The 17,392-nt window shown below is 69.9% G+C and carries 16 protein-coding genes; 4 read left to right on the top strand and 12 right to left on the bottom strand.

The features are described from left to right. The first annotated feature begins 138 nt into the window (after positions 1 to 138). The 4 genes from KCH87_RS21630 to KCH87_RS21615 are packed head-to-tail and all read left to right on the top strand — an operon-like array spanning position 139 to position 3,492. On the top strand, positions 139 to 1,113 hold the full coding sequence (locus KCH87_RS21630; RefSeq protein WP_210587818.1) for an ABC transporter substrate-binding protein: 975 nt from the start codon (positions 139 to 141) through the stop codon (positions 1,111 to 1,113). Further along, on the top strand, positions 1,110 to 1,883 hold the full coding sequence (locus KCH87_RS21625; protein WP_210587817.1) for an ABC transporter permease: 774 nt from the start codon (positions 1,110 to 1,112) through the stop codon (positions 1,881 to 1,883). The genes KCH87_RS21630 and KCH87_RS21625 overlap by 4 nt, the downstream gene beginning before the upstream one ends. After that, complete coding sequence (locus tag KCH87_RS21620; RefSeq protein ID WP_210587816.1) at positions 1,880 to 2,659, top strand: ABC transporter permease; 780 nt, start codon at positions 1,880 to 1,882, stop codon at positions 2,657 to 2,659. The genes KCH87_RS21625 and KCH87_RS21620 overlap by 4 nt, the downstream gene beginning before the upstream one ends. A gap of 20 nt (positions 2,660 to 2,679) precedes the next feature. Continuing rightward, positions 2,680 to 3,492 carry an ABC transporter ATP-binding protein gene (locus KCH87_RS21615; RefSeq protein ID WP_210587908.1) on the top strand — a complete coding sequence of 271 codons (813 nt, stop codon included), beginning with the start codon at positions 2,680 to 2,682 and terminating at the stop codon, positions 3,490 to 3,492. Here KCH87_RS21615 and KCH87_RS21610 read toward each other — a convergent pair. The 12 genes from KCH87_RS21610 to KCH87_RS21555 all read right to left on the bottom strand — a co-directional run bounded on the left by KCH87_RS21610 (position 3,461) and on the right by KCH87_RS21555 (position 17,356). Continuing rightward, positions 3,461 to 5,596 (bottom strand): discoidin domain-containing protein, encoded by a 2,136-nt coding sequence (locus KCH87_RS21610; RefSeq protein WP_374199013.1) that lies wholly within the window; start codon positions 5,594 to 5,596, stop codon positions 3,461 to 3,463. The two genes, KCH87_RS21615 and KCH87_RS21610, sit on opposite strands and share 32 nt — an antisense overlap. Positions 5,597 to 5,661: 65 nt before the next feature. Continuing rightward, positions 5,662 to 7,263 (bottom strand): glycoside hydrolase family 13 protein, encoded by a 1,602-nt coding sequence (locus tag KCH87_RS21605; protein ID WP_374199012.1) that lies wholly within the window; start codon positions 7,261 to 7,263, stop codon positions 5,662 to 5,664. A gap of 33 nt (positions 7,264 to 7,296) precedes the next feature. Beyond that, positions 7,297 to 8,157, bottom strand: a complete 861-nt coding sequence (locus tag KCH87_RS21600; protein WP_210587813.1) for a carbohydrate ABC transporter permease — start codon at positions 8,155 to 8,157, stop codon at positions 7,297 to 7,299. Beyond that, positions 8,154 to 9,110, bottom strand: a complete 957-nt coding sequence (locus tag KCH87_RS21595) for a carbohydrate ABC transporter permease (protein ID WP_210587812.1) — start codon at positions 9,108 to 9,110, stop codon at positions 8,154 to 8,156. Before KCH87_RS21595 ends, KCH87_RS21600 begins: the two co-directional genes overlap by 4 nt. A gap of 3 nt (positions 9,111 to 9,113) precedes the next feature. After that, positions 9,114 to 10,466 (bottom strand): ABC transporter substrate-binding protein, encoded by a 1,353-nt coding sequence (locus tag KCH87_RS21590; protein ID WP_210587811.1) that lies wholly within the window; start codon positions 10,464 to 10,466, stop codon positions 9,114 to 9,116. Positions 10,467 to 10,618: 152 nt separating this feature from the next. Then, entirely contained in the window at positions 10,619 to 11,617 is a 999-nt protein-coding gene (locus KCH87_RS21585; protein WP_210587810.1) for a LacI family DNA-binding transcriptional regulator, read from the bottom strand. Positions 11,618 to 11,673: 56 nt separating this feature from the next. Beyond that, positions 11,674 to 12,375, bottom strand: a complete 702-nt coding sequence (locus tag KCH87_RS21580; RefSeq protein WP_210587809.1) for a GntR family transcriptional regulator — start codon at positions 12,373 to 12,375, stop codon at positions 11,674 to 11,676. Positions 12,376 to 12,516: 141 nt separating this feature from the next. Further along, positions 12,517 to 13,518 (bottom strand): proline racemase family protein, encoded by a 1,002-nt coding sequence (locus KCH87_RS21575; protein ID WP_210587808.1) that lies wholly within the window; start codon positions 13,516 to 13,518, stop codon positions 12,517 to 12,519. Positions 13,519 to 13,551: 33 nt separating this feature from the next. After that, on the bottom strand, positions 13,552 to 14,448 hold the full coding sequence (locus tag KCH87_RS21570; protein ID WP_210587807.1) for a dihydrodipicolinate synthase family protein: 897 nt from the start codon (positions 14,446 to 14,448) through the stop codon (positions 13,552 to 13,554). A gap of 67 nt (positions 14,449 to 14,515) precedes the next feature. Next, positions 14,516 to 15,913, bottom strand: a complete 1,398-nt coding sequence (locus KCH87_RS21565; protein ID WP_210587806.1) for an NAD(P)/FAD-dependent oxidoreductase — start codon at positions 15,911 to 15,913, stop codon at positions 14,516 to 14,518. Beyond that, a complete protein-coding gene (locus KCH87_RS21560) occupies positions 15,906 to 16,208 on the bottom strand; it encodes a (2Fe-2S)-binding protein (protein ID WP_210587805.1) in 303 nt (100 codons plus the stop codon). Before KCH87_RS21560 ends, KCH87_RS21565 begins: the two co-directional genes overlap by 8 nt. Next, the gene (locus KCH87_RS21555) at positions 16,205 to 17,356 is read right to left on the bottom strand and encodes an FAD-binding oxidoreductase (protein WP_210587804.1); all 1,152 of its coding nucleotides are present in this window, start codon (positions 17,354 to 17,356) and stop codon (positions 16,205 to 16,207) included. Before KCH87_RS21555 ends, KCH87_RS21560 begins: the two co-directional genes overlap by 4 nt. Between the last annotated feature and the right edge of the window lie 36 nt (positions 17,357 to 17,392).

Raw genomic sequence — 17,392 nt, 5'->3', positions numbered from 1 at the left:
CATCTCACCCTGTCAACGACCTGTGATGACAAGGGCATTGACCCTGCCCCCGGCCGGGCTCTACGTTCCCGCACAGCACACTCGTACAGTCTGCGCACAACCTCTCGGAGCACCAGCACCGGTCCCACAGGGGGAGTCATGCGTCGTCGTCTTTTCATCGGCCTCACGGCCCTATCCGTCCTGGCCGCCGCGACGGCGTGCGGCTCGTCCGACGACAGTGGCGCCTCGGACGGCAACGCCTCGTCCGGGGGCACCACCACGGTCAAGGTCGGCATCATCCCGATCGTCGATGTCGCGCCCCTCTATCTGGGCCAGAAGAAGGGCTTCTTCAGCGAACGCGGCCTGAAGCTGGAGTTGACGCCCGCGCAGGGCGGCGCGGCGATCGTGCCGGGTGTCGCCAGCGGTCAGTTCCAGTTCGGCTTCTCGAACGTGACCTCGCTGATGGTCGCCCAGTCCAACAGCGTGCCCGTCAAGGCCGTCGTCAACGGCATCGCCTCGACCGGCGTGAAGGGCAAGGACTTCAATGGCCTGATTGTGAAGAAGGGGAGCGACATCACCTCGCCGAAGCAGTTGGAGGGCAAGAAGGTCGCCATCAACACCCTGAAGAACATCAACGAGACCGCGGTGCGGCAGTCGGTGCGCAAGGCGGGCGGCGACCCCGACAAGGTGCAGCTCGTCGAGCTCGCCTTCGACCAGATGCCCGCGGCCCTCGACAAGGGGCAGATCGACGCCGCGTGCGTGGTCGAGCCGGCGACCGCCACGATCAGGAGCCAGGGTGGCGTGGAGATCGCCTCTCCCCTGATCGACATCGCCCCGGACGTCACCGTCGCCATGTACTTCACCTCGGAGCAGTACGAGCAGCAGAACCCGGACGTGGTGAAGAAGTTCCGGGAGGCCACCGCCCAGTCCCTGGCTTATGCCGACTCCCACCCCGACGAGGCCCGCGCGATCATCACGACGTACACCAAGATCCCGGCAGACGTACTGGAGCAGGTGACCCTGCCCAAGTGGCCGGCCGAGGCCAACCGCGCCTCCATCGAAGCCCTGATGAAACTGGGCGAGGAGGACGGCCTCTTCAAGGAGACGCCGGACCTGGACGCGCTGCTGCCGTGAGGGGCGCCAACGCCGTACTCGGTGCGGCCGGGCTCGCGGCCTTCCTCGCCCTGGGTGAGGTGGTGCCGCGGCTCGGCCTGGTCAAGGACGACTACTTCCCGCCGACCAGCCGTATCGCGGACGCGCTCGGCGGCGAACTCACCGACAGCGCCTTCTGGTCGGCGCTCGGCGACACCCTCACGGGGTGGGCGCTGGGTCTGGCGATCGCGGCCTGCGCGGGGATCGTGATCGGCGTGATCCTCTCCGTGGTCCCCTATCTGCGGGAGGCGACGGCCTCCACGATCGAGTTCCTGCGCCCCATCCCGTCCGTCGCCCTGATCCCCCTGGCGGTCCTCCTCTACGGCACCGAACTGCGCTCGGTGCTGCTGCTGGTCGTCTACGCCTCCTTCTGGCAGGTGCTGATCCAGACCCTGTACGGCGTCCAGGACGTGGACCCGGTCGCCGACGAGACGGCACGGTCGTACGGTCTGGGCACCTGGGCGCGGATCCGGCATGTGCTGTGGCCGACCGCCCTGCCGTACGTCATGACGGGCGTGCGCCTTGCCGCGGCGGTCGCGCTGATCCTCGCGGTGACCGCCGAACTCGTCATCGGCGCCCCGGGGTTGGGTGCGCGGATCGCCGTCGCCCAGACCTCGCAGGCGGTGCCCGACATGTATGCGCTGGTCGTGGTGACCGGGCTGCTGGGGCTGCTGATCAACGTGGGTGCGCGGTCGGTGGAGCGGCGGGCGCTGGCCTGGCACCAGTCGGTGCGCGGGGAGGTGGCGGTGTGAGCCGGCTGCTGCTGCGGATGTTCTTCGTGTTCGCGCTGCCCGCACTGCTGGTGGCGGGCTGGTGGGTGGCCTCCGACAGCAGTACGGACGTGTACTGGCCGCCCTTGCGGACCATCGTCGAGACCTTCCCGGACGTGTGGACCGCCGACCGGCTGAAGGACGACGTGCTGCCCAGCGTGCTGCGGCTGACCGGCGGCTATGCGCTGGCGGCGGTCGTGGGCGTGGCGCTCGGCACGGTCATCGGCTCCTACCGGCGGGTGCGCGCGGTGTGCGAGCCGGTCCTGGAGTTCCTGCGGGCGGTACCACCACCGGTACTGGTGCCGGTCATCATGCTGTTCGCGGGCATCGGCGACACCATGAAGGTCACCGTGATCGCGAGCGGCTGTGTGTGGCCGATCCTGCTCAACACCGTGGAGGGCGTGCGCGCGGTCGATCCGGTGATGGCGGAGACGGCCCGCAGTTACGGCATCACGGGCACCGCGTGGCTGCGGAACGTGGTGCTGCGCTCGGCGAGTCCGCAGATCTTCGCGGGGCTGCGCCAGGCGCTGTCCATCGGCATCATCCTCATGGTCATCAGCGAGATGTTCGCCGCCAGCAACGGCCTCGGCTTCACCATCGTCCAGTTCCAGCGGTCCTTCGCCATCCCCGACATGTGGACCGGCATCCTGCTGCTCGGTCTGCTCGGCTTTCTGCTCTCCGTCGTCTTCCAGCTGGTCGAGCGCCGCGTGCTCGGCTGGTACCACGGCCTGCGCGCCTCGACCAGGCGGTCGCCGTGAACCTCGCGAAAGGGCGGTCCATGCTGGACGTACGAGGCCTCAAGAAGGTCTACGAGGGGTCGGGGCGGCGGGTGGAGGCCGTCCGCGACCTCACCTTCACCGTCGACGCGGGCGAACTCGTCTGTCTCGTCGGCCCGTCGGGCTGCGGCAAGACCACTCTGCTGAAGTGCATGGGCGGACTGCTCGCGCCGACGGCCGGTGAAGTGCTCCTGGAGGACCGAAAGGTGACCGGGCCGCCGCCCGGGATGGCGTTCGTGTTCCAGGAGTACGGGCGGAGTCTGTTTCCGTGGATGAGGGTCGGCGAAAACGTCGAACTCCCCCTGAAACAGAAGGACTTGAGCAAGACACGGCGCCGCGAACTGGTCACTGACGCGCTGGAGTCGGTGGGGCTCGCCGACGCCGCGGGCGCCTATCCCTGGCAGCTGTCGGGCGGTATGCAGCAGCGGGTCGCCATCGCCCGCGCGCTCGCGTACGAGCCGCGGGTGCTGCTGATGGACGAGCCGTTCGCGGCGGTGGACGCACAGACGCGCGCCGATCTGGAAGATCTCGTACGAAGGTTGTGGCGGGAGCGCGGGATCACGATCCTGTTCGTCACCCACGACATCGACGAGGCCGTCTACCTGGGCGAGCGGGTGATCGTCCTGTCCGCCTCCCCCACTGTCATACAGGAGCAGCTGAAGGTCGATCTGCCCGACGAGCGGGACCAGTTGCACACCCGGGTGGCCCCGCGCTTCGCCGAGCTGCGGACCCATGTGTACGAGCAGATCCAGGCGGCGAAGCGCGGGGTCCCGCAGGACGCGGTCACGAAGTCAGATACGCCTCCACCTCACTGAACTGGGCGGCGGGCCAGCCGGTGTTGGCGGTGACGGTCAGCCGCAGGTGGCGCAGGCCGGTACCGCCGGGCAGCGTCACGGTGGCTGTGTTGCCGGTGGCCGGGTCGAAGCGGTAGCCGGTGGAGCCGACGAGTGTCGAGTAGGTGGAGCCGTCGGTGGAGCCGAGGACGGTGACGGTCTCGGTGCGCGCACTCCACGCCGAGGACGGCGGGAGCTTCAGCACGAGACGGCGTACGGACTCGGTGGCGCCGAGGTCGACGTTGAGGCTCTGCGGGAAGGCGCTGTTGGTGGACTCCCAGTAGCTGTTGGCGTCGCCGTCGACCGCTTTGCCGGGCGGGTAGCCGTCCTGTGAGCCGGTCGCCGTCGCCGTACGGCCCTTGGCGAGGTTGCGGTTCGGGTCGGGGTCCGGGTTGCCCTGGCCGGGCTGGGGCCAGGTCGAGCAGTCCGACCAGGTGCTGCTCCAGCCGGAGTTGCCGCCGCCGTCGGTGAGCGTGAACGTGCCCGACGGGTAGGGGCAGTTGTAGATGCCCGCCGCGCCCACGGCGGTGGCGGTCACGTTGCGCAGGGTGGCGGCGCCGGGGGCCTCGGCCTGGACGACGACCGTGCCTGCCTTGTTCACGGTCGCGCCGTCGACGGTGATGTTCTTGGCGTCGTAGCCCCTGCCGCCGCCCGAGACGAACTCGAAGGCGCTGTACGGGCTGTCGGTGATCGTCGTGTTGGTGATCCGCACCTGTGCCTCGATGGCGCTGTCGTACGAGTCGACGCGCAGCGCGCCCATCGGGTGGTTCCAGTTGGGGTTCATCGCGCCGGTGCGCACGAGGGTGTTGCCGTCGACGGTGATCGTGCCGGCCAGCGGGTGGAACGGATCGAGGAACTTCTGGTTGGAGATCGCGATGCCGCTGCCGAGGGCGTTGGTGTCCGAGATCAGGTTGTTCTTCACGTTGATGTCGGTGCCGCCGTAGATCGCGATGCCGTTGGCGAGGTTCGGCTGGGTGATCGTGTTGTTCTCGAAGCTGCTGTTCGCATCGGGCGCGTACAGCGACCACATGGCGAGCGCGTCGTCGCCCTGGTTGCGCAGGAAGTTGTTGCGGACCTTCACACCGCGGGCGTTGCCGTTGAGGTTGAGGCCGTCGGCGGTCATGTCGAGGAAGCGGCTGTTCTCGACGACCAGGTTGTCGTTGTTGCCCGTCAGCCAGAGGCCGACCTTGAGGTGCTGGAGCCACATGCCGGAGACGGAACTCGCGGGGCCGAGGGACCCGTTGACGAAGTTGTCCGGGTTGGAGTCGACGCGCTCGGTGACCTCGCCGATGACCGCGAAGTCCTTGATGTGGACGTTGCCGGAGGAGCCGGACTGGTCGATGAAGCGGGAGGTGCGCACGACGGAGTGCCAGCTGCCCGCGCCCTGAAGGGTGACGTTCTGGACGCCGCTGAGGGAGGACGTCAGCTTGTACTCGCCCGGCGGGATCCACACGACGCCGCCCTGCGCCGAGGCGATCGCGTCCCGGAAGGCCTGGGTGGAGTCGCCCTGACCGCTGGGGTCGGCGCCCTTCGACGTCACCGAAACCGACCCGGCGGGCTGGGTCGCGGCCGCGGCGACCTGCTCGAAGTCGGCGACGTCGACGGTGGCCTGGACACCGGCCGCTTCCAGCGCCACCTTGTCGCCGGGCTGGACGTTCTGCCCGAGCAACAGCCGGGCGTTGTCGTAGAAGTGGTGGGTCTTGGCGCCCGGGATCCAACTGGTGTCCACGTACGAGTACTTGGAGGTGACGGCGATGGTCTTCGCCAGCTTGGTGCCGTTGACGTACACGTTCAGCGAGCCGGACTGACCGTCGGGGACGCTGTAGGCGACGTTCACGGCGTTGGCCGCGCCCGGCACGGTGAACTCGACGCGCTGGCCGGCGTCGAGGCGTACCGCCTGGCGTCCGGAGGCCTCGGAGGCGAGCGTGCCCTGGGTGTAGTCCGGGCCGATCTTGGTGCCGGTGGTGGTGGCGGACTCCGCCTCGACGGAGGAGAAGGGGAGGGTCGCGCCGGCCGCGGCGTGGGCCGTGGGGGCCGTGGCGCCGAGCAGGCCCGAGGTGAGGGCAGCGACCATGATGGCTGGCATGGACCTGACAGTTCTGGATCTGTTGGTGCGCATGTGCTGATCCCTTCGGGGTGGGGGGCGCGGTCTCAGGCGCGCAGCCAGACCGCGGTGTCCTTCGGCAGCCTCCCTTCGGTGTCCAACGGACCACTGCTGAGGAGGAGTTCGGTGTGGCCGGGCAGGTCGTACGGCGAGTCGGCCAGGTTCACCACACACAGCACGCCCTCGGCCCGAGTGAAGGCGAGGACACCTTCGGGAGCGGGCAGCCAGCTGAGGGGGCCGTCGCCGAAGACGGGCCTGCCGCGGATCGCCCGGCGATAGAGGTGGAGCATCGAGTCCGGGTCCGCGGCCTGGCGGTCGGCCGCGTACGACGGCCAGTCGGCGGGCTGCGGCAGCCACGGCTCGCCACCGAAGCCGGCGTACGGCGCATCCGGGGTCCACGGCAACGGCACCCGGCAGCCGTCGCGGCCGGGGTCGAGGCCGCCGGAGCGGAAGTGCATCGGGTCCTCGATACGGTCCAGGGGGATGTCGGCCTCGGGCAGGCCGAGTTCCTCGCCCTGGTAGACGTAGACGGCGCCGGGCAGGGCGAGCGAGAGCAGGGCGGCGGCTCGGGCCCTGCGGGTGCCCAGGGCCAGGTCGGTCGGGGTGCCGAAGGCCTTGGCGGCGAAGTCGAAGCCTGTGTCGTCGCGGCCGTACCGCGTGACCGTGCGGGTGACGTCGTGGTTGCAGAGCACCCAGGTGGCGGGGGCGCCGATCGGAGCGTGCTCGGTGAGCGTGTCGTCGATCGACGTACGCAGCCTGCGCGCGTCCCAAGGGCAGGACAGGAAGGAGAAGTTGAAGGCGGTGTGCAGCTCGTCGGGGCGGAGGTAGCGGGCGAAGCGTTCGGTGTCGGGGAGCCAGACCTCGCCGACGAAGATGCCGCCGTACTCGTCGGCCACGGCCCGCCAGGAGCGGTAGATGTCGTGGAGTTCGTCGCGGTCGACGAAGGGGTTCGGGTCACGGCCCGCGACGAAGTCGGGCAGCTCCGGGTCCTTGGCGAGCAGGGCGGCCGAGTCGATGCGGACGCCCGCGACACCACGCTCGAACCAGAAGCGCAGGATGTCCTCGTGCTCCCGGCGGACCGCGGGGTGGGCCCAGTTGAGGTCGGGCTGTTCGGGGGTGAACAGGTGCAGGTACCAGTCGCCGTCGGGCAGGCGGGTCCAGACGGGCTCGGCGGAGCCGACGAACTGGGACGGCCAGTCGTTGGGCGGGAGTTCGCCGTGCGAGCCGCGTCCCGGACGGAAGTGGAACAGCTCGCGCTCGGGGCTGCCGGGGCCGGCCGCGAGTGCCGCCCGGAACCACGGGTGCTGGTCCGAGACATGGTTCGGCACGATGTCGACGATGGTGCGGATGCCGAGCTCCCGCGCCTCGGCGATCAGCTTCTCCGCCTCGGCGAGGGTGCCGAACGCCGGGTCGATCGCGCGGTAGTCGGCGACGTCGTAGCCGCCGTCCTTCATCGGTGACAGATACCAGGGGTTGAACCAGAGGGCGTCCACGCCGAGTTCGGCGAGATACGGCAGCCGGGCCCGGACGCCGGCGAGATCGCCGGTGCCGTCGCCGTCGCCGTCCGCGAAGCTGCGGACGTACACCTGGTAGATGACGGCGGAGCGCCACCAGTCGGTCTGCATGAGGGCATGCGTGGGCTGTACCACTGTGCCTGCCTTTCTGTGTCGGAGAGGGCGGCGTCAGCCCTTCGTGCTGCCCGCGCTGATCCCGGCGATGATGTGCCGCTGGAAGATCAGGAACATCGCGACCATGGGGATGCTGGCGATCACCATCGCGGCGATGAGCACGGTCAGCTGGATGTTCTGCGACAGCTGGACGAGTGCCACGCTGATCGGCTGTTTGTCGGTGTCGGAGAAGACCATCAGCGGCCACAGGAAGTCCTGCCAGACCGCGACCAGCGCGAAGATCGACACGACTCCGAGCACAGGTCGGGACATGGGCAGCACGATCGACCACAGGATGCGCAGCTTTCCGGCGCCGTCGATCTCGGCGGCCTCCAGTACGTCGCGCGGGATCTGGTCGAAGAACCGCTTGAGGAGGTAGAGGTTGAAGGCGTTGGCGGCCGCCGGGAGCCAGATGGCCAGGGGGTCGTTGAGCAGGCCCAGGTCGGCCACGGTCAGGTACTTCGGCACGACCAGCGCCTGCGCCGGGACCATGAGCGTGGCGAGGATGCCGCCGAGGATCACCTTGCCGAAGACCGGCCTCAGCCTGGACAGCGCGTAGGCGGCGGCCGTGCACAGGACCAGCTGGAACAGCCAGGCGCCGGCCGCCTGGACCACCGTGTTCCACAGGTGGGTCGGCAGCTGCATCAGATCCCAGGCGTCGGTGTAGCCGCTGAGGTGCCACTCCTCCGGGACGATCGTGGGCGGGGTCCGGGTCACCTCGTCCGGCGACTTCATCGCGCCGGTCGCCATCCAGTAGACCGGGAAGAGGAAGGCCAGCGCGAAGAGCAGCACGATCGCGGTGAAGACGGTCCAGTACGTCGCCCTGCCGCGCGGCCGGGCCAGCGCGGCCGGGGAGACGAGGGTCCGGGTGCTCATGCGGTGTCCTCCCCTTCGCTACGGGTGAGCCGCAGATAGACGGCGGAGAAGATGCCGAGGAACACCAGCAGCATCACGCTGAGCGCGCAGGCGCCGCCGAAGTCGTTGTAGAGGAAGGCGTACTTGTAGATCAGGTAGAGCACGGTGACCGTGGCGTTCTCCGGGCCGCCCCCCGTGATGACGAACGGTTCGGTGAACACCTGCATCGTGGCGATGATCTGAAGGAGCATCAGCATGAGGATGACGAACCGGGTCTGGGGGATCGTCACATGGCGGATGCGCTGGAGCAGGTTCGCACCGTCCAGTTCGGCCGCCTCGTACAGCTCGCCGGGGATGGACTGGAGGGCGGCCAGGTAGATCAGGACGGTGCCGCCCATGTTGGCCCAGGTCGCCACGATCACCAGGGAGATCAGTGCGGTGTCGGCGCCGTTGGACCAGTTCGAGGTGGGCAGGTGCAGAAAGCGCAGCGCCTCGTTGGCGAGGCCGGCTCCGGGATCGTAGAACCACTTCCACAGCAGGGCGGTGACCACCGGCGGGATCATCACCGGCAGATAGACCACGACTCTGAAGAAGGCCTTCGCGTGCCGGAGTTCGTTGAGGACGAGGGCTAGGACGAAGGGGATCGCGAAGCCGATGAGCAGGGCGAGCACGGTGAAGGTGAGGGTGTTGCGCCAGGCCGCCGTGAACTCGGGGTCGTCGAAGACCCGGGTGAAGTTGTCGGTGCCGACCCACTCGGGATCCGAGCCCGGCGTGTACTTCTGGAAGGCGATGATGACCGCGCGGATCGCCGGATACCAGGAGAACAGGGCGAAGCAGATGAGGCCGCCGAGGAGGAAGGCGTAGGCGCGAGCCTGGTCGGTGAGGCGGCGTCGCCTCCGGTCCCCTGCCGGAGGCGTCGCCTGCACCGGGCGCACCGTGATCGCCTCGACGGGTCGCGCGGTGGTCTTCGTCATCGGTCAGCCCCGGGCCAGGATGCTGTCGATCTTGCCGGAGGCGTCCTGGAGGAGCTGGTCGATGTCGGCGTCCTTCTTGGTGAGGACGGCGGAGACGGCTCCGTCGAGGACGGAGTAGATCTGCTGGGCGTTCGGCGGCTCGATCTTCATGTCGAGACTCTGGTTGCCGTCCAGGAAGGCCTGGTAGTTCTCGACCGGGACGTTGGCGTTGGCCTTCTTGACCTCCTGGTCCTTGGCGTCGGCGGCGCCGGTGAACAGCCGGGGCTCGGGCAGCCCCACCGGCGCCTCGGCCTTCTTCGCGCGGGCGTAGTCGCCGAGGAAGCCGTCTCCGGGCGTGAGGAACATGCTGTCGAGCCACTTCAGACCCGCCCTGATCTCATCGGGGCTCGCCTTCTTGTTGAACATGTAGCCGTCGCCGCCGATGAGCGTGCCTTCGCCGCCGGGCATGGGCGCGAGGGCGAGGTCCTTGTAGTTGCCGCCCTTCTCCTTGACCAGGATCGGGATGTTGTCGGGCGCGGAGAGATACATGCCGAGCTTCCCGGAACCCATCATCTGCTGGGCGTCGTTGATGACCAGGAGCTGCTTGCTGCCCATCGAGTTGTCGGTCCAGCGCATGTCGTGCAGGTTCTTCAGGACGGCCCGGCCCTGTGGTGTGTCGATCGTCGCCTTCTTGCCGTCGGCGCTGACGACGTCGCCGCCCTGGGAGTACATCTCGGCCGTGAAGTGCCAGCCGCCCTGGTTCTGGGCGCTGTAGTCGGCGTAGCCGACGGTGCCGTTGCCGAGCCCGGCGATCTTCTTGGCGGCGGCGCGGAGTTCCTCCCAGGTGGCGGGCGGCCGGTTCGGGTCGAGCCCTGCCTCCTCGAAGAGCTTCTTGTTGTAGATCAGGCCCATCGAGTAGCCGGTGCGCGGGATGCCGTAGATCTTGCCGTCGACGGTGTAGATGTCACGCAGCTGCTGCTGGATGGTGTCGTAGCTCTTCAACTCCTTGACGTACGGCGTGAGATCGGCCGCCTGGTTGATGTCCACGACGTGCTTGGCATCGGTGAAGTACGTGTAGAAGACGTCCTCCATCTGCCCGCCGGCGAGCTTGGCGTCGAACGTCTTGGGGTCCTGGCAGGGGAACGCGTCGTGCGCGGTGACGTCGATGTCCGGGTTGGCCTTCTCGAAGGAGGCGACGTCCTGCTCGAAGAACTGCCGGTCGACCTTGGCGCTCTTGGGCGGCATGCAGTTGACCGTGATGCTTGTCTTGCCGCCCTCTGAATCGTCTGCGGAGTCGTCGTTCGACCCACAGGCGGTGAGAGCGAGGGAACAGACGCTGAGCGCGACGAACGTACGGCGGAACCCGGTGCTTCTCATCGGTGGACCCCTCTGGACAGGAGCAAGGAAGGCCCACGGCAGCGGCTCACGAGCGCACGCCACCGTGCCTGGCGTCGCACACTCAAGCACCGGCGACATCCGTCCGCAAGATGCCGCGCAGAATCTGTAATTATTCGACAGCAGGATGAAGATCAGCTGCGAGGCGCCTGCGCCGTCGACCCCCGTACCACCAGCTCGGGCTCGAACAGCAGCTCTTCCGCCGGTACGGCCGCCCCGCCGACCTGCGCGTTCAGCAGCTCCACCGCCGCCCTGCCCATCGCCTCGATGGGCTGGCGGACGGTGGTCAGCGGCGGCTCGGTGCAGTTCATGAACGCGGAGTCGTCGTAACCGACGACGGAGATCTGTGCCGGGACGCCGAGTCCCTTGCGGCGAGCCGCCCTTACCGCACCCAGCGCGAGCGGGTCGCTGGCGCAGATGATGCCCGTGACGCCCCGGTCGATCAGCCGGGAGGCGGCCGCATGGCCGCCCTCGATCGAGAAGATGGCGCGGGCGACGAACTCGTCCGGCACGTCACCGGCGAACGCCCGCGCCGCGGCCAGCTTGCGGGCCGACGGCATGTGGTCGGCGGGGCCGAGCACCAGCCCGATGCGTTCGTGGCCGAGCGAGGCGAGATGCCGCCAGGCCTGCTCCACGGCGACGGCGTCGTCGCAGGAGACGCCCGGGAAACCGAGGTGCTCGATCGCCGCGTTGAGCAGGACGACCGGGATGTTGCGCTCGGCGAGCAGCCGGTAGTGCTCGTGCGGCGCATCGGCCTGGGCGTACAGCCCGCCGGCGAAGACGACGCCGGAGACCTGCTGTTGCAGCAGCAGCGCCACATAGTCGGCCTCGGAGACACCGCCCTTGGTCTGCGTGCACAGCACCGGGGTCAGACCGAGCTGGGCGAGCGCTCCGCCGATCACCTCGGCGAACGCCGGGAAGATCGGGTTCTGGAGCTCGGGCAGCACCAGGCCCACCAGCCGCGCGCGTTCACCGCGCAGCTGTGTGGGCCGCTCGTAGCCGAGCACGTCCAGGGCGGACAGCACCGCCTGCCGGGTCCCCTCGGAGACTCCGGGCTTGCCGTTGAGCACCCGGCTGACCGTGGCCTCGCTGACCCCGACCTTCTTCGCCACCTCGGCAAGTCGTCGCGTCATGCGCGCAAGAATAGCGCAAGAAATGCAAACGGCTTGCGTCGAAATGGTTTCGACGGTTACTCGTGTGCTGCCCACAGGCCGCGGACATGGCCCAGGTGACGGGTCATGACTTCGGCCACGGCATCCTCGTCGCGGGCCAGCAGGGCATCGAGGAGTTCGAGGTGCTCCTGCGCGGACGACAGCAGACGGCCCGCCTCGAGCAGGGCGGTCAGCCCGTAGAGCCGGGAGCGCTTGCGCAGGTCGCCGACGACATCGACGAGATGGGCGTTGCCCGCGAGGGCCAGCAGGCCCAGGTGGAAGCGGGTGTCCGCCTCGACATAGGCGATGAGGTCCCCGGCGGCCGCGGCGCTGACGATCTCCCGGGCGGCCGGGCGCAGCGCCTCCAGCGAGACCGGGTCGGCGGTCCTGGCCAGATCCACGACGGTGGGGATCTCGATGAGCGCGCGAATGTGGGTGTACTCGTCGAGCTGTTTCTCGGAGACCGCGGTGACCCGGAATCCCTTGTTGGGGACGGTGTCGACCAGGCCCTCCTTGGCGAGGTCCAGCATCGCCTCACGCACAGGGGTCGCCGAAACGCCGAAGCGGGCGGCGAGCATGGGCGCGGAGTACACCTCGCCGGGGCGCAGTTCACCGGCGATCAGCGCGGCCCGCAACGCGTCGGCGACCCGCTCGCGGTAGCTGCTCTTCTTGCCGCCCAGCGTGGGCAGGGCGGGAGCGGGAGCGGCGGCGGTCGGGGCGCTGGTGCGCTGGGCGGCCATGGGGTGTCTCCTAGCTGTGGAGCGGTGCAGCTGTGCGGGTGTGGCGGCTGTGCGCGGGTGTGGGGGCTGTGCAATGTCACATGCGCTCGCGCTTGGTGCAATGTCACGTGCCACGTGTCACGCGACTCTATCCTCGACCGCTCACAGCACGAATCCGGCCGGGAACGGGTCGGTGGGGTCGAGCAGATACTGCGCGGTACCGGTGATCCAGGCGCGGCCGGTGAAGCTGGGCAGGACGGCGGGGCGGCCGGCGACCTCGGTGGTGTCGAGCAGCCGTCCGGTGAACCTGGTTCCGATGAAGGACTCGTTCACGAACTCCGTGTTCAGGGGGAGTTCGCCGCGCGCGTGCAGCTGTGCCATGCGCGCGCTGGTGCCCGTACCGCAGGGTGAGCGGTCGAACCAGCCGGGGTGGATGGCCATCGCGTGCCGGGAGTGGCGGGCGGAGGAGCCGGGGGCGTACAGGTGGACGTGGTGGCAGCCGCGGATGGACGGGTCCTCGGGGTGGACGGGCTCCTCTTCGGCGTTGATCGCCTCCATCAGCGACAGCGCCGCCTTGAGGATGTCGTCCTTGCGGGCGCGGTCGAAGGGCAGGCCGAACTCGTCCAGCGGCAGGATGGCGTAGAAGTTGCCGCCATATGCAAGGTCATATGTCACCGTTCGCCCATCGGGGAGCGCGATCTTGCGGTCCAGGCCGACGACGAAGGACGGCACGTTCTTGAGCGTGACCGCCTTGGCGGCGCCGTCCTCCACCGCCACCTCGGCGACGACCGGGCCCGCCGGGGTGTCGAGCCGGATCGTGGTGACCGGCTCGACCACCTCGACCATGCCGGTCTCGACCAGCACGGTCGCCACACCGATCGTGCCGTGCCCGCACATCGGGAGGTACCCGGAGACCTCGATATAGACAACGCCCCAGTCGCAGTCGGGGCGGGTGGGCGGCTGGAGGATCGCGCCGCTCATCGCCGAGTGGCCGCGCGGCTCGTTCATCAGCAACTGCTTGATGTCGTCCCGGTGTTCACGGAAGTACAGTCGCCGCTCGTTCATCGTGTCACCGGGGATCGTGCCGATCCCGCCGGTGATCACACGGGTGGGCATGCCCTCGGTGTGCGAGTCGACGGCGTGCAGGACGAGTTTGCTGCGCATGACCGGCCTCCTCCTCGATGGTGTACGACAGTCCTACGCCAACCCCGCCGCGACGGCCCGCTCGGTGGCGGCGCGTACGGCGGCCTCCTGCTCGGGCAGCAGCGGGACGCGCGGCGGGCGCACGGGGCCGCCGTGCCGGCCGACGATGTCCATGGACAGCTTGATTGCCTGCACGAACTCGACCCTGGAGTCCCACCTCAGCAGCGGGTGCAGCTGCTCGTAGAGCTTCTTGGCGGTGGCGAGGTCGCCGCCCACGGACGCGCGGTACAGCTCGACGGTCGCGGCGGGCAGCGCGTTCGGGTAGCCGGCCACCCAGCCCTTGGCGCCGGCGATGGCGAGTTCCAGCAGGACGTCGTCGGCGCCGATCAACAGGTCCAGTTCCGGGGCGAGTTCGGCGAGCCGATAGGCCCGGCGGACGTCGCCGGAGAACTCCTTGACGGCGTGGATGAGTCCCTCGCCGTGCAGCTTGGCGAGGAGTTCCGGCACGAGGTCGACCTTGGTGTCGATGGGGTTGTTGTAGGCGACGACCGGGAGGCCCGCCTCGGCGACCTCGGCGTAGTGGGCGAGGACGGACCGCTCGTCGGCGCGGTAGGCGTTGGGCGGCAGCAGCATCACGGACGCGCAGCCGGCGTCGCGCGCCTGCTCGGCCCAGCGGCGGGCCTCCGCCGAGCCGTAGGCGGCGACGCCGGGCATGACCCGCTCGCCCCCGATGGCGGCAACGGCGGTCTCGACGACCTTGGCCCGCTCCTCGGGGGTGAGTACCTGGTATTCGCCGAGCGAGCCGTTCGGTACGACGCCGTCGCAGCCGTTCTCGACCAGCCAGGCACAGTGTTCGGCGTACTTCTCGTAGTCGACGGAGAGGTTCTCGCGGAGCGGGAGCGCGGTGGCCACGAGGACGCCGCGCCACGGCCGGTTCTCGGTGGTGGTCATATGAACTTCCCTCTCAATGGCGTGTGACATTTTACTGGCGGGGCAAAGACACGGTCGGCCCAGCGGGTCACTCGGCTTCGGTTTCTCCGGCCCGGGCCAGTACCCCGAGCGGCACCGGCCGGGCGAACGGTCTACGGCCCGGCGTGTCCGCGCACCCCACGAGCCCCGCGACCGCGGGCCCGCAGACCCGCCCCTGGCACCAGCCCATCCCGGCCCGCGTCAGCAGCTTCACGGTCCGCAGGTCACCGGCGCCGAGGTCGCCGACGGCCGCACGGATCGCGCCGCCGGTGACCTCCTCGCAGCGGCAGACGACGGTGTCGTCGGTGATCTGCTCGGCCCAGTGCGCGGGCGGGGCGTACACGGTGTCCAGCGCGGCGAAGAACTCCCGCAGCCCGGTACGGGACTTCGCCGCCGCGGCCCACCCGGCCGGGTCGGGTTCGACACCGTTCAGCCGCGCGGCTGCCGAGCATCCCGCGATGTGCCCCTCGGCGAGCGCGAGGGCCGAGCCGCCGATGCCGGTGGTCTCGCCCGCGGCCCAGAGGCCGGGGATGCCGGTGCGCTGTTCGTCGTCGACGTGGACGTTCGGTCCGTCGAGGTGGCAGCCGAGGGTCTCGGCGAGGTCGGTGTGCGGCAGCATGCCGTGCCCGACGGCGAGGGTGTCGCAGGGGATGCGCCGCTCGGTGCCGGTCCTGACGCGTCCGGCGCCGTCGAGCGCGGCGACGGTCACCGCCGTCAGGCGTTCGGTGCCGTGCGCCTCGATCACGGTGTGGTGAACGAGGGTGCGCACCCGGTGCCGGAGCAACCGGGCGGCGTACCGGGCGCCTTCGCCGGCCTTGCCCGGCTGAGCCACGAGCGCACGGGTCCGTCGTACGAGATCCGTGGGATCGGCGGACTCGACGAGTGCCGCCACCTTCACTCCGGCCGCGGCGAGTCCCGTCGCCACGGGAAGCAGCAGCGGCCCGGTGCCGGCGACCACGGCGGTGCGCCCGGAGACCGCGAGGGCGCCTTTGAGCATGGCCTGGGCCCCGCCCGCGGTGACGACACCGGGAAGCGTCCAGCCGGGGAAGGGCAGCACCCTCTCGTATCCGCCGGTGGCGAGGACCACGGCGTCGGCGTGCACGACGGCGGGGTCCTCCTGTTCGGGGCCGAGCAGCGCGTGCACGGTGAAGTGGTCCGACTGCCGTTCCACGAGCCAGACATGATGGTCCGTCAGGTGTCGGACGCTGCCCGCCTCCATCTGTCCGGCGAGGGTGTCCCGCAGCCGCTCCCAGGTCCGCCACTGGTGGTGCAGAGCTTGCGGGCGGCGGGCGCGGAGTCCGGCGGCGGGCTGCCGGTAGAACTGCCCGCCCGCCTCCGATGCCGAGTCGATCAGGGTGACCCGGACGCCGCGGGCCGCGGCGGCCACGGTGGCGGCGAGGCCCGCCGGGCCCGCGCCGATCACCACGAGGTGCGGTCGTTCAGTCATCGTGCCCTGTCCCCTCCTGCGTGCGGATCGCGTCGCCCGGTCGCAGCGGCACCAGACAAGCCCGTTGATTCGGCCGGTCGTTGACCGTCACCAGGCAGTCGAAGCAGACGCCGATCCCACAGAAGATCCCGCGCGGCCGGCCCTCGCCCCGGGTGGTGCGCCAGGAGGTGACGCCGGCCGCCCAGAGCGCGGCGGCGACGGTCTGGCCGGGGAGTGCCTCGATCTCACGGCCGTCCAGGGTGACCGTGAAGGCGGGACCCGGTCGGGCCGCGGCCAGGTCCATGGGGGTTCTCATCCAGCCACCCCACCGAAGCGGTCGGGCCGGAACGGCGCCAGATCCAGGTCCGGGGTCTTCTCTGTCAGCACCTGCGCGATCAACTGCCCCGTGCCGGTCGCGAGTCCGATGCCCGCCCCTTCGTGACCGCAGGCGTGCTGGAGCCCCGGCACCCGTGGATCGGGGCCGATGGCGGGGAGGTGGTCGGGCATGTACGGCCGGAAGCCAACGTATGAGCGCATCGCGCGGACCTCTTCCAGGAACGGGAACAGCCGTGTCGCGCCCGCAGCCAGTGCCCGTACGACCGGCAGGGAGAAGGTCCGGTCGAAGCCGACGCGTTCGCGGCTCGCGCCGATCAGGACCGGCCCGGCGGCCGTGCCCTCCACGACCGGCGAGGTCTGTAGCGCCGCCGAGTCGCTGGCGACGTCGGCCACGTAGTCGGCGGCGTACACCTTGTGGTGGACCATGCGCGGGAGCGGTTCGGTGACAAGGACGAAGCCGCGGCGCGGGAGGACGGGAAGCTCCGTGCCGGCGAGCCCGGCCAGTTCAGCGCCCCAGGTGCCGGCCGCGTTGACGACCGCCGGGGCATGGAGGTCACCCCGGTCGGTGCGGACGCCGCGGACGGCCCCGTCCGGTGTGCGCAGGACGTCCGTCACGGTGTGACCGGTGAGCAGGCGGGCGCCCGAGGCCTTGAGGAGGTGGGCGGCGGCCAGGGCGGGCATCACCTGGCAGTCCTGGGGATAGTGGACGGCGCCGGGCAGGCCGGGGGCGAGGTGGGGTTCGAGGTCGTGGAGGGCGTCGGGTGCGACGGGTTCGGCGGTGACTCCGGCGGCGCGCTGAGCGTCGGCGAAGCCTTCCAGTGCGGTGAGTCCGCCGGGGGACGTGGCGACCACGACGCCGCCCTTGGCCTCGTACTCCACGGCCTCTCCCAGCTCCGCCGCGAGGTCGCCCCACAGGCGGCCGGACAGAAGCGCGAGGTCCAGTTCGGGGCCCGGCTCCTTGTCGGAGACGAGGATGTTGCCCTCGCCGGCTCCGGTCGTGCCGCCGGCCACCGGGCCGCGGTCGACCACCGTGACGTCCAGGCCCGCCCGGGCGGCGTACAGGGCGCACGCGGCGCCCACCATGCCGGCCCCGACGACCACGACATCGCAGGTCAGTCGCTTGCTCACAGCAGTACTATGTCACATGTCCCACTCGCTGGAAAC

Origin of the sequence: Streptomyces sp. GESEQ-35, from assembly GCF_017948485.1 — a bacterium.
GTDB lineage: Bacteria > Actinomycetota > Actinomycetes > Streptomycetales > Streptomycetaceae > Streptomyces.
This window is presented reverse-complemented; position numbering and strand designations above follow the sequence as displayed.

Bases quoted from the DNA above. Each gene is read 5' to 3' on its own strand.
- KCH87_RS21630 (WP_210587818.1), top strand. From the start codon at position 139: ATGCGTCGTCGTCTTTTCATCGGCCTCACGGCCCTATCCGTCCTGGCC.
- KCH87_RS21615 (WP_210587908.1), top strand. From the start codon at position 2,680: ATGCTGGACGTACGAGGCCTCAAGAAGGTCTACGAGGGGTCGGGGCGG.
- KCH87_RS21610 (WP_374199013.1), bottom strand. From the start codon at position 5,596: ATGCCAGCCATCATGGTCGCTGCCCTCACCTCGGGCCTGCTCGGCGCC.
- KCH87_RS21600 (WP_210587813.1), bottom strand. From the start codon at position 8,157: ATGAGCACCCGGACCCTCGTCTCCCCGGCCGCGCTGGCCCGGCCGCGC.
- KCH87_RS21595 (WP_210587812.1), bottom strand. From the start codon at position 9,110: ATGACGAAGACCACCGCGCGACCCGTCGAGGCGATCACGGTGCGCCCG.
- KCH87_RS21590 (WP_210587811.1), bottom strand. From the start codon at position 10,466: ATGAGAAGCACCGGGTTCCGCCGTACGTTCGTCGCGCTCAGCGTCTGT.
- KCH87_RS21585 (WP_210587810.1), bottom strand. From the start codon at position 11,617: ATGACGCGACGACTTGCCGAGGTGGCGAAGAAGGTCGGGGTCAGCGAG.
- KCH87_RS21580 (WP_210587809.1), bottom strand. From the start codon at position 12,375: ATGGCCGCCCAGCGCACCAGCGCCCCGACCGCCGCCGCTCCCGCTCCC.
- KCH87_RS21575 (WP_210587808.1), bottom strand. From the start codon at position 13,518: ATGCGCAGCAAACTCGTCCTGCACGCCGTCGACTCGCACACCGAGGGC.
- KCH87_RS21570 (WP_210587807.1), bottom strand. From the start codon at position 14,448: ATGACCACCACCGAGAACCGGCCGTGGCGCGGCGTCCTCGTGGCCACC.
- KCH87_RS21565 (WP_210587806.1), bottom strand. From the start codon at position 15,913: ATGACTGAACGACCGCACCTCGTGGTGATCGGCGCGGGCCCGGCGGGC.
- KCH87_RS21560 (WP_210587805.1), bottom strand. From the start codon at position 16,208: ATGAGAACCCCCATGGACCTGGCCGCGGCCCGACCGGGTCCCGCCTTC.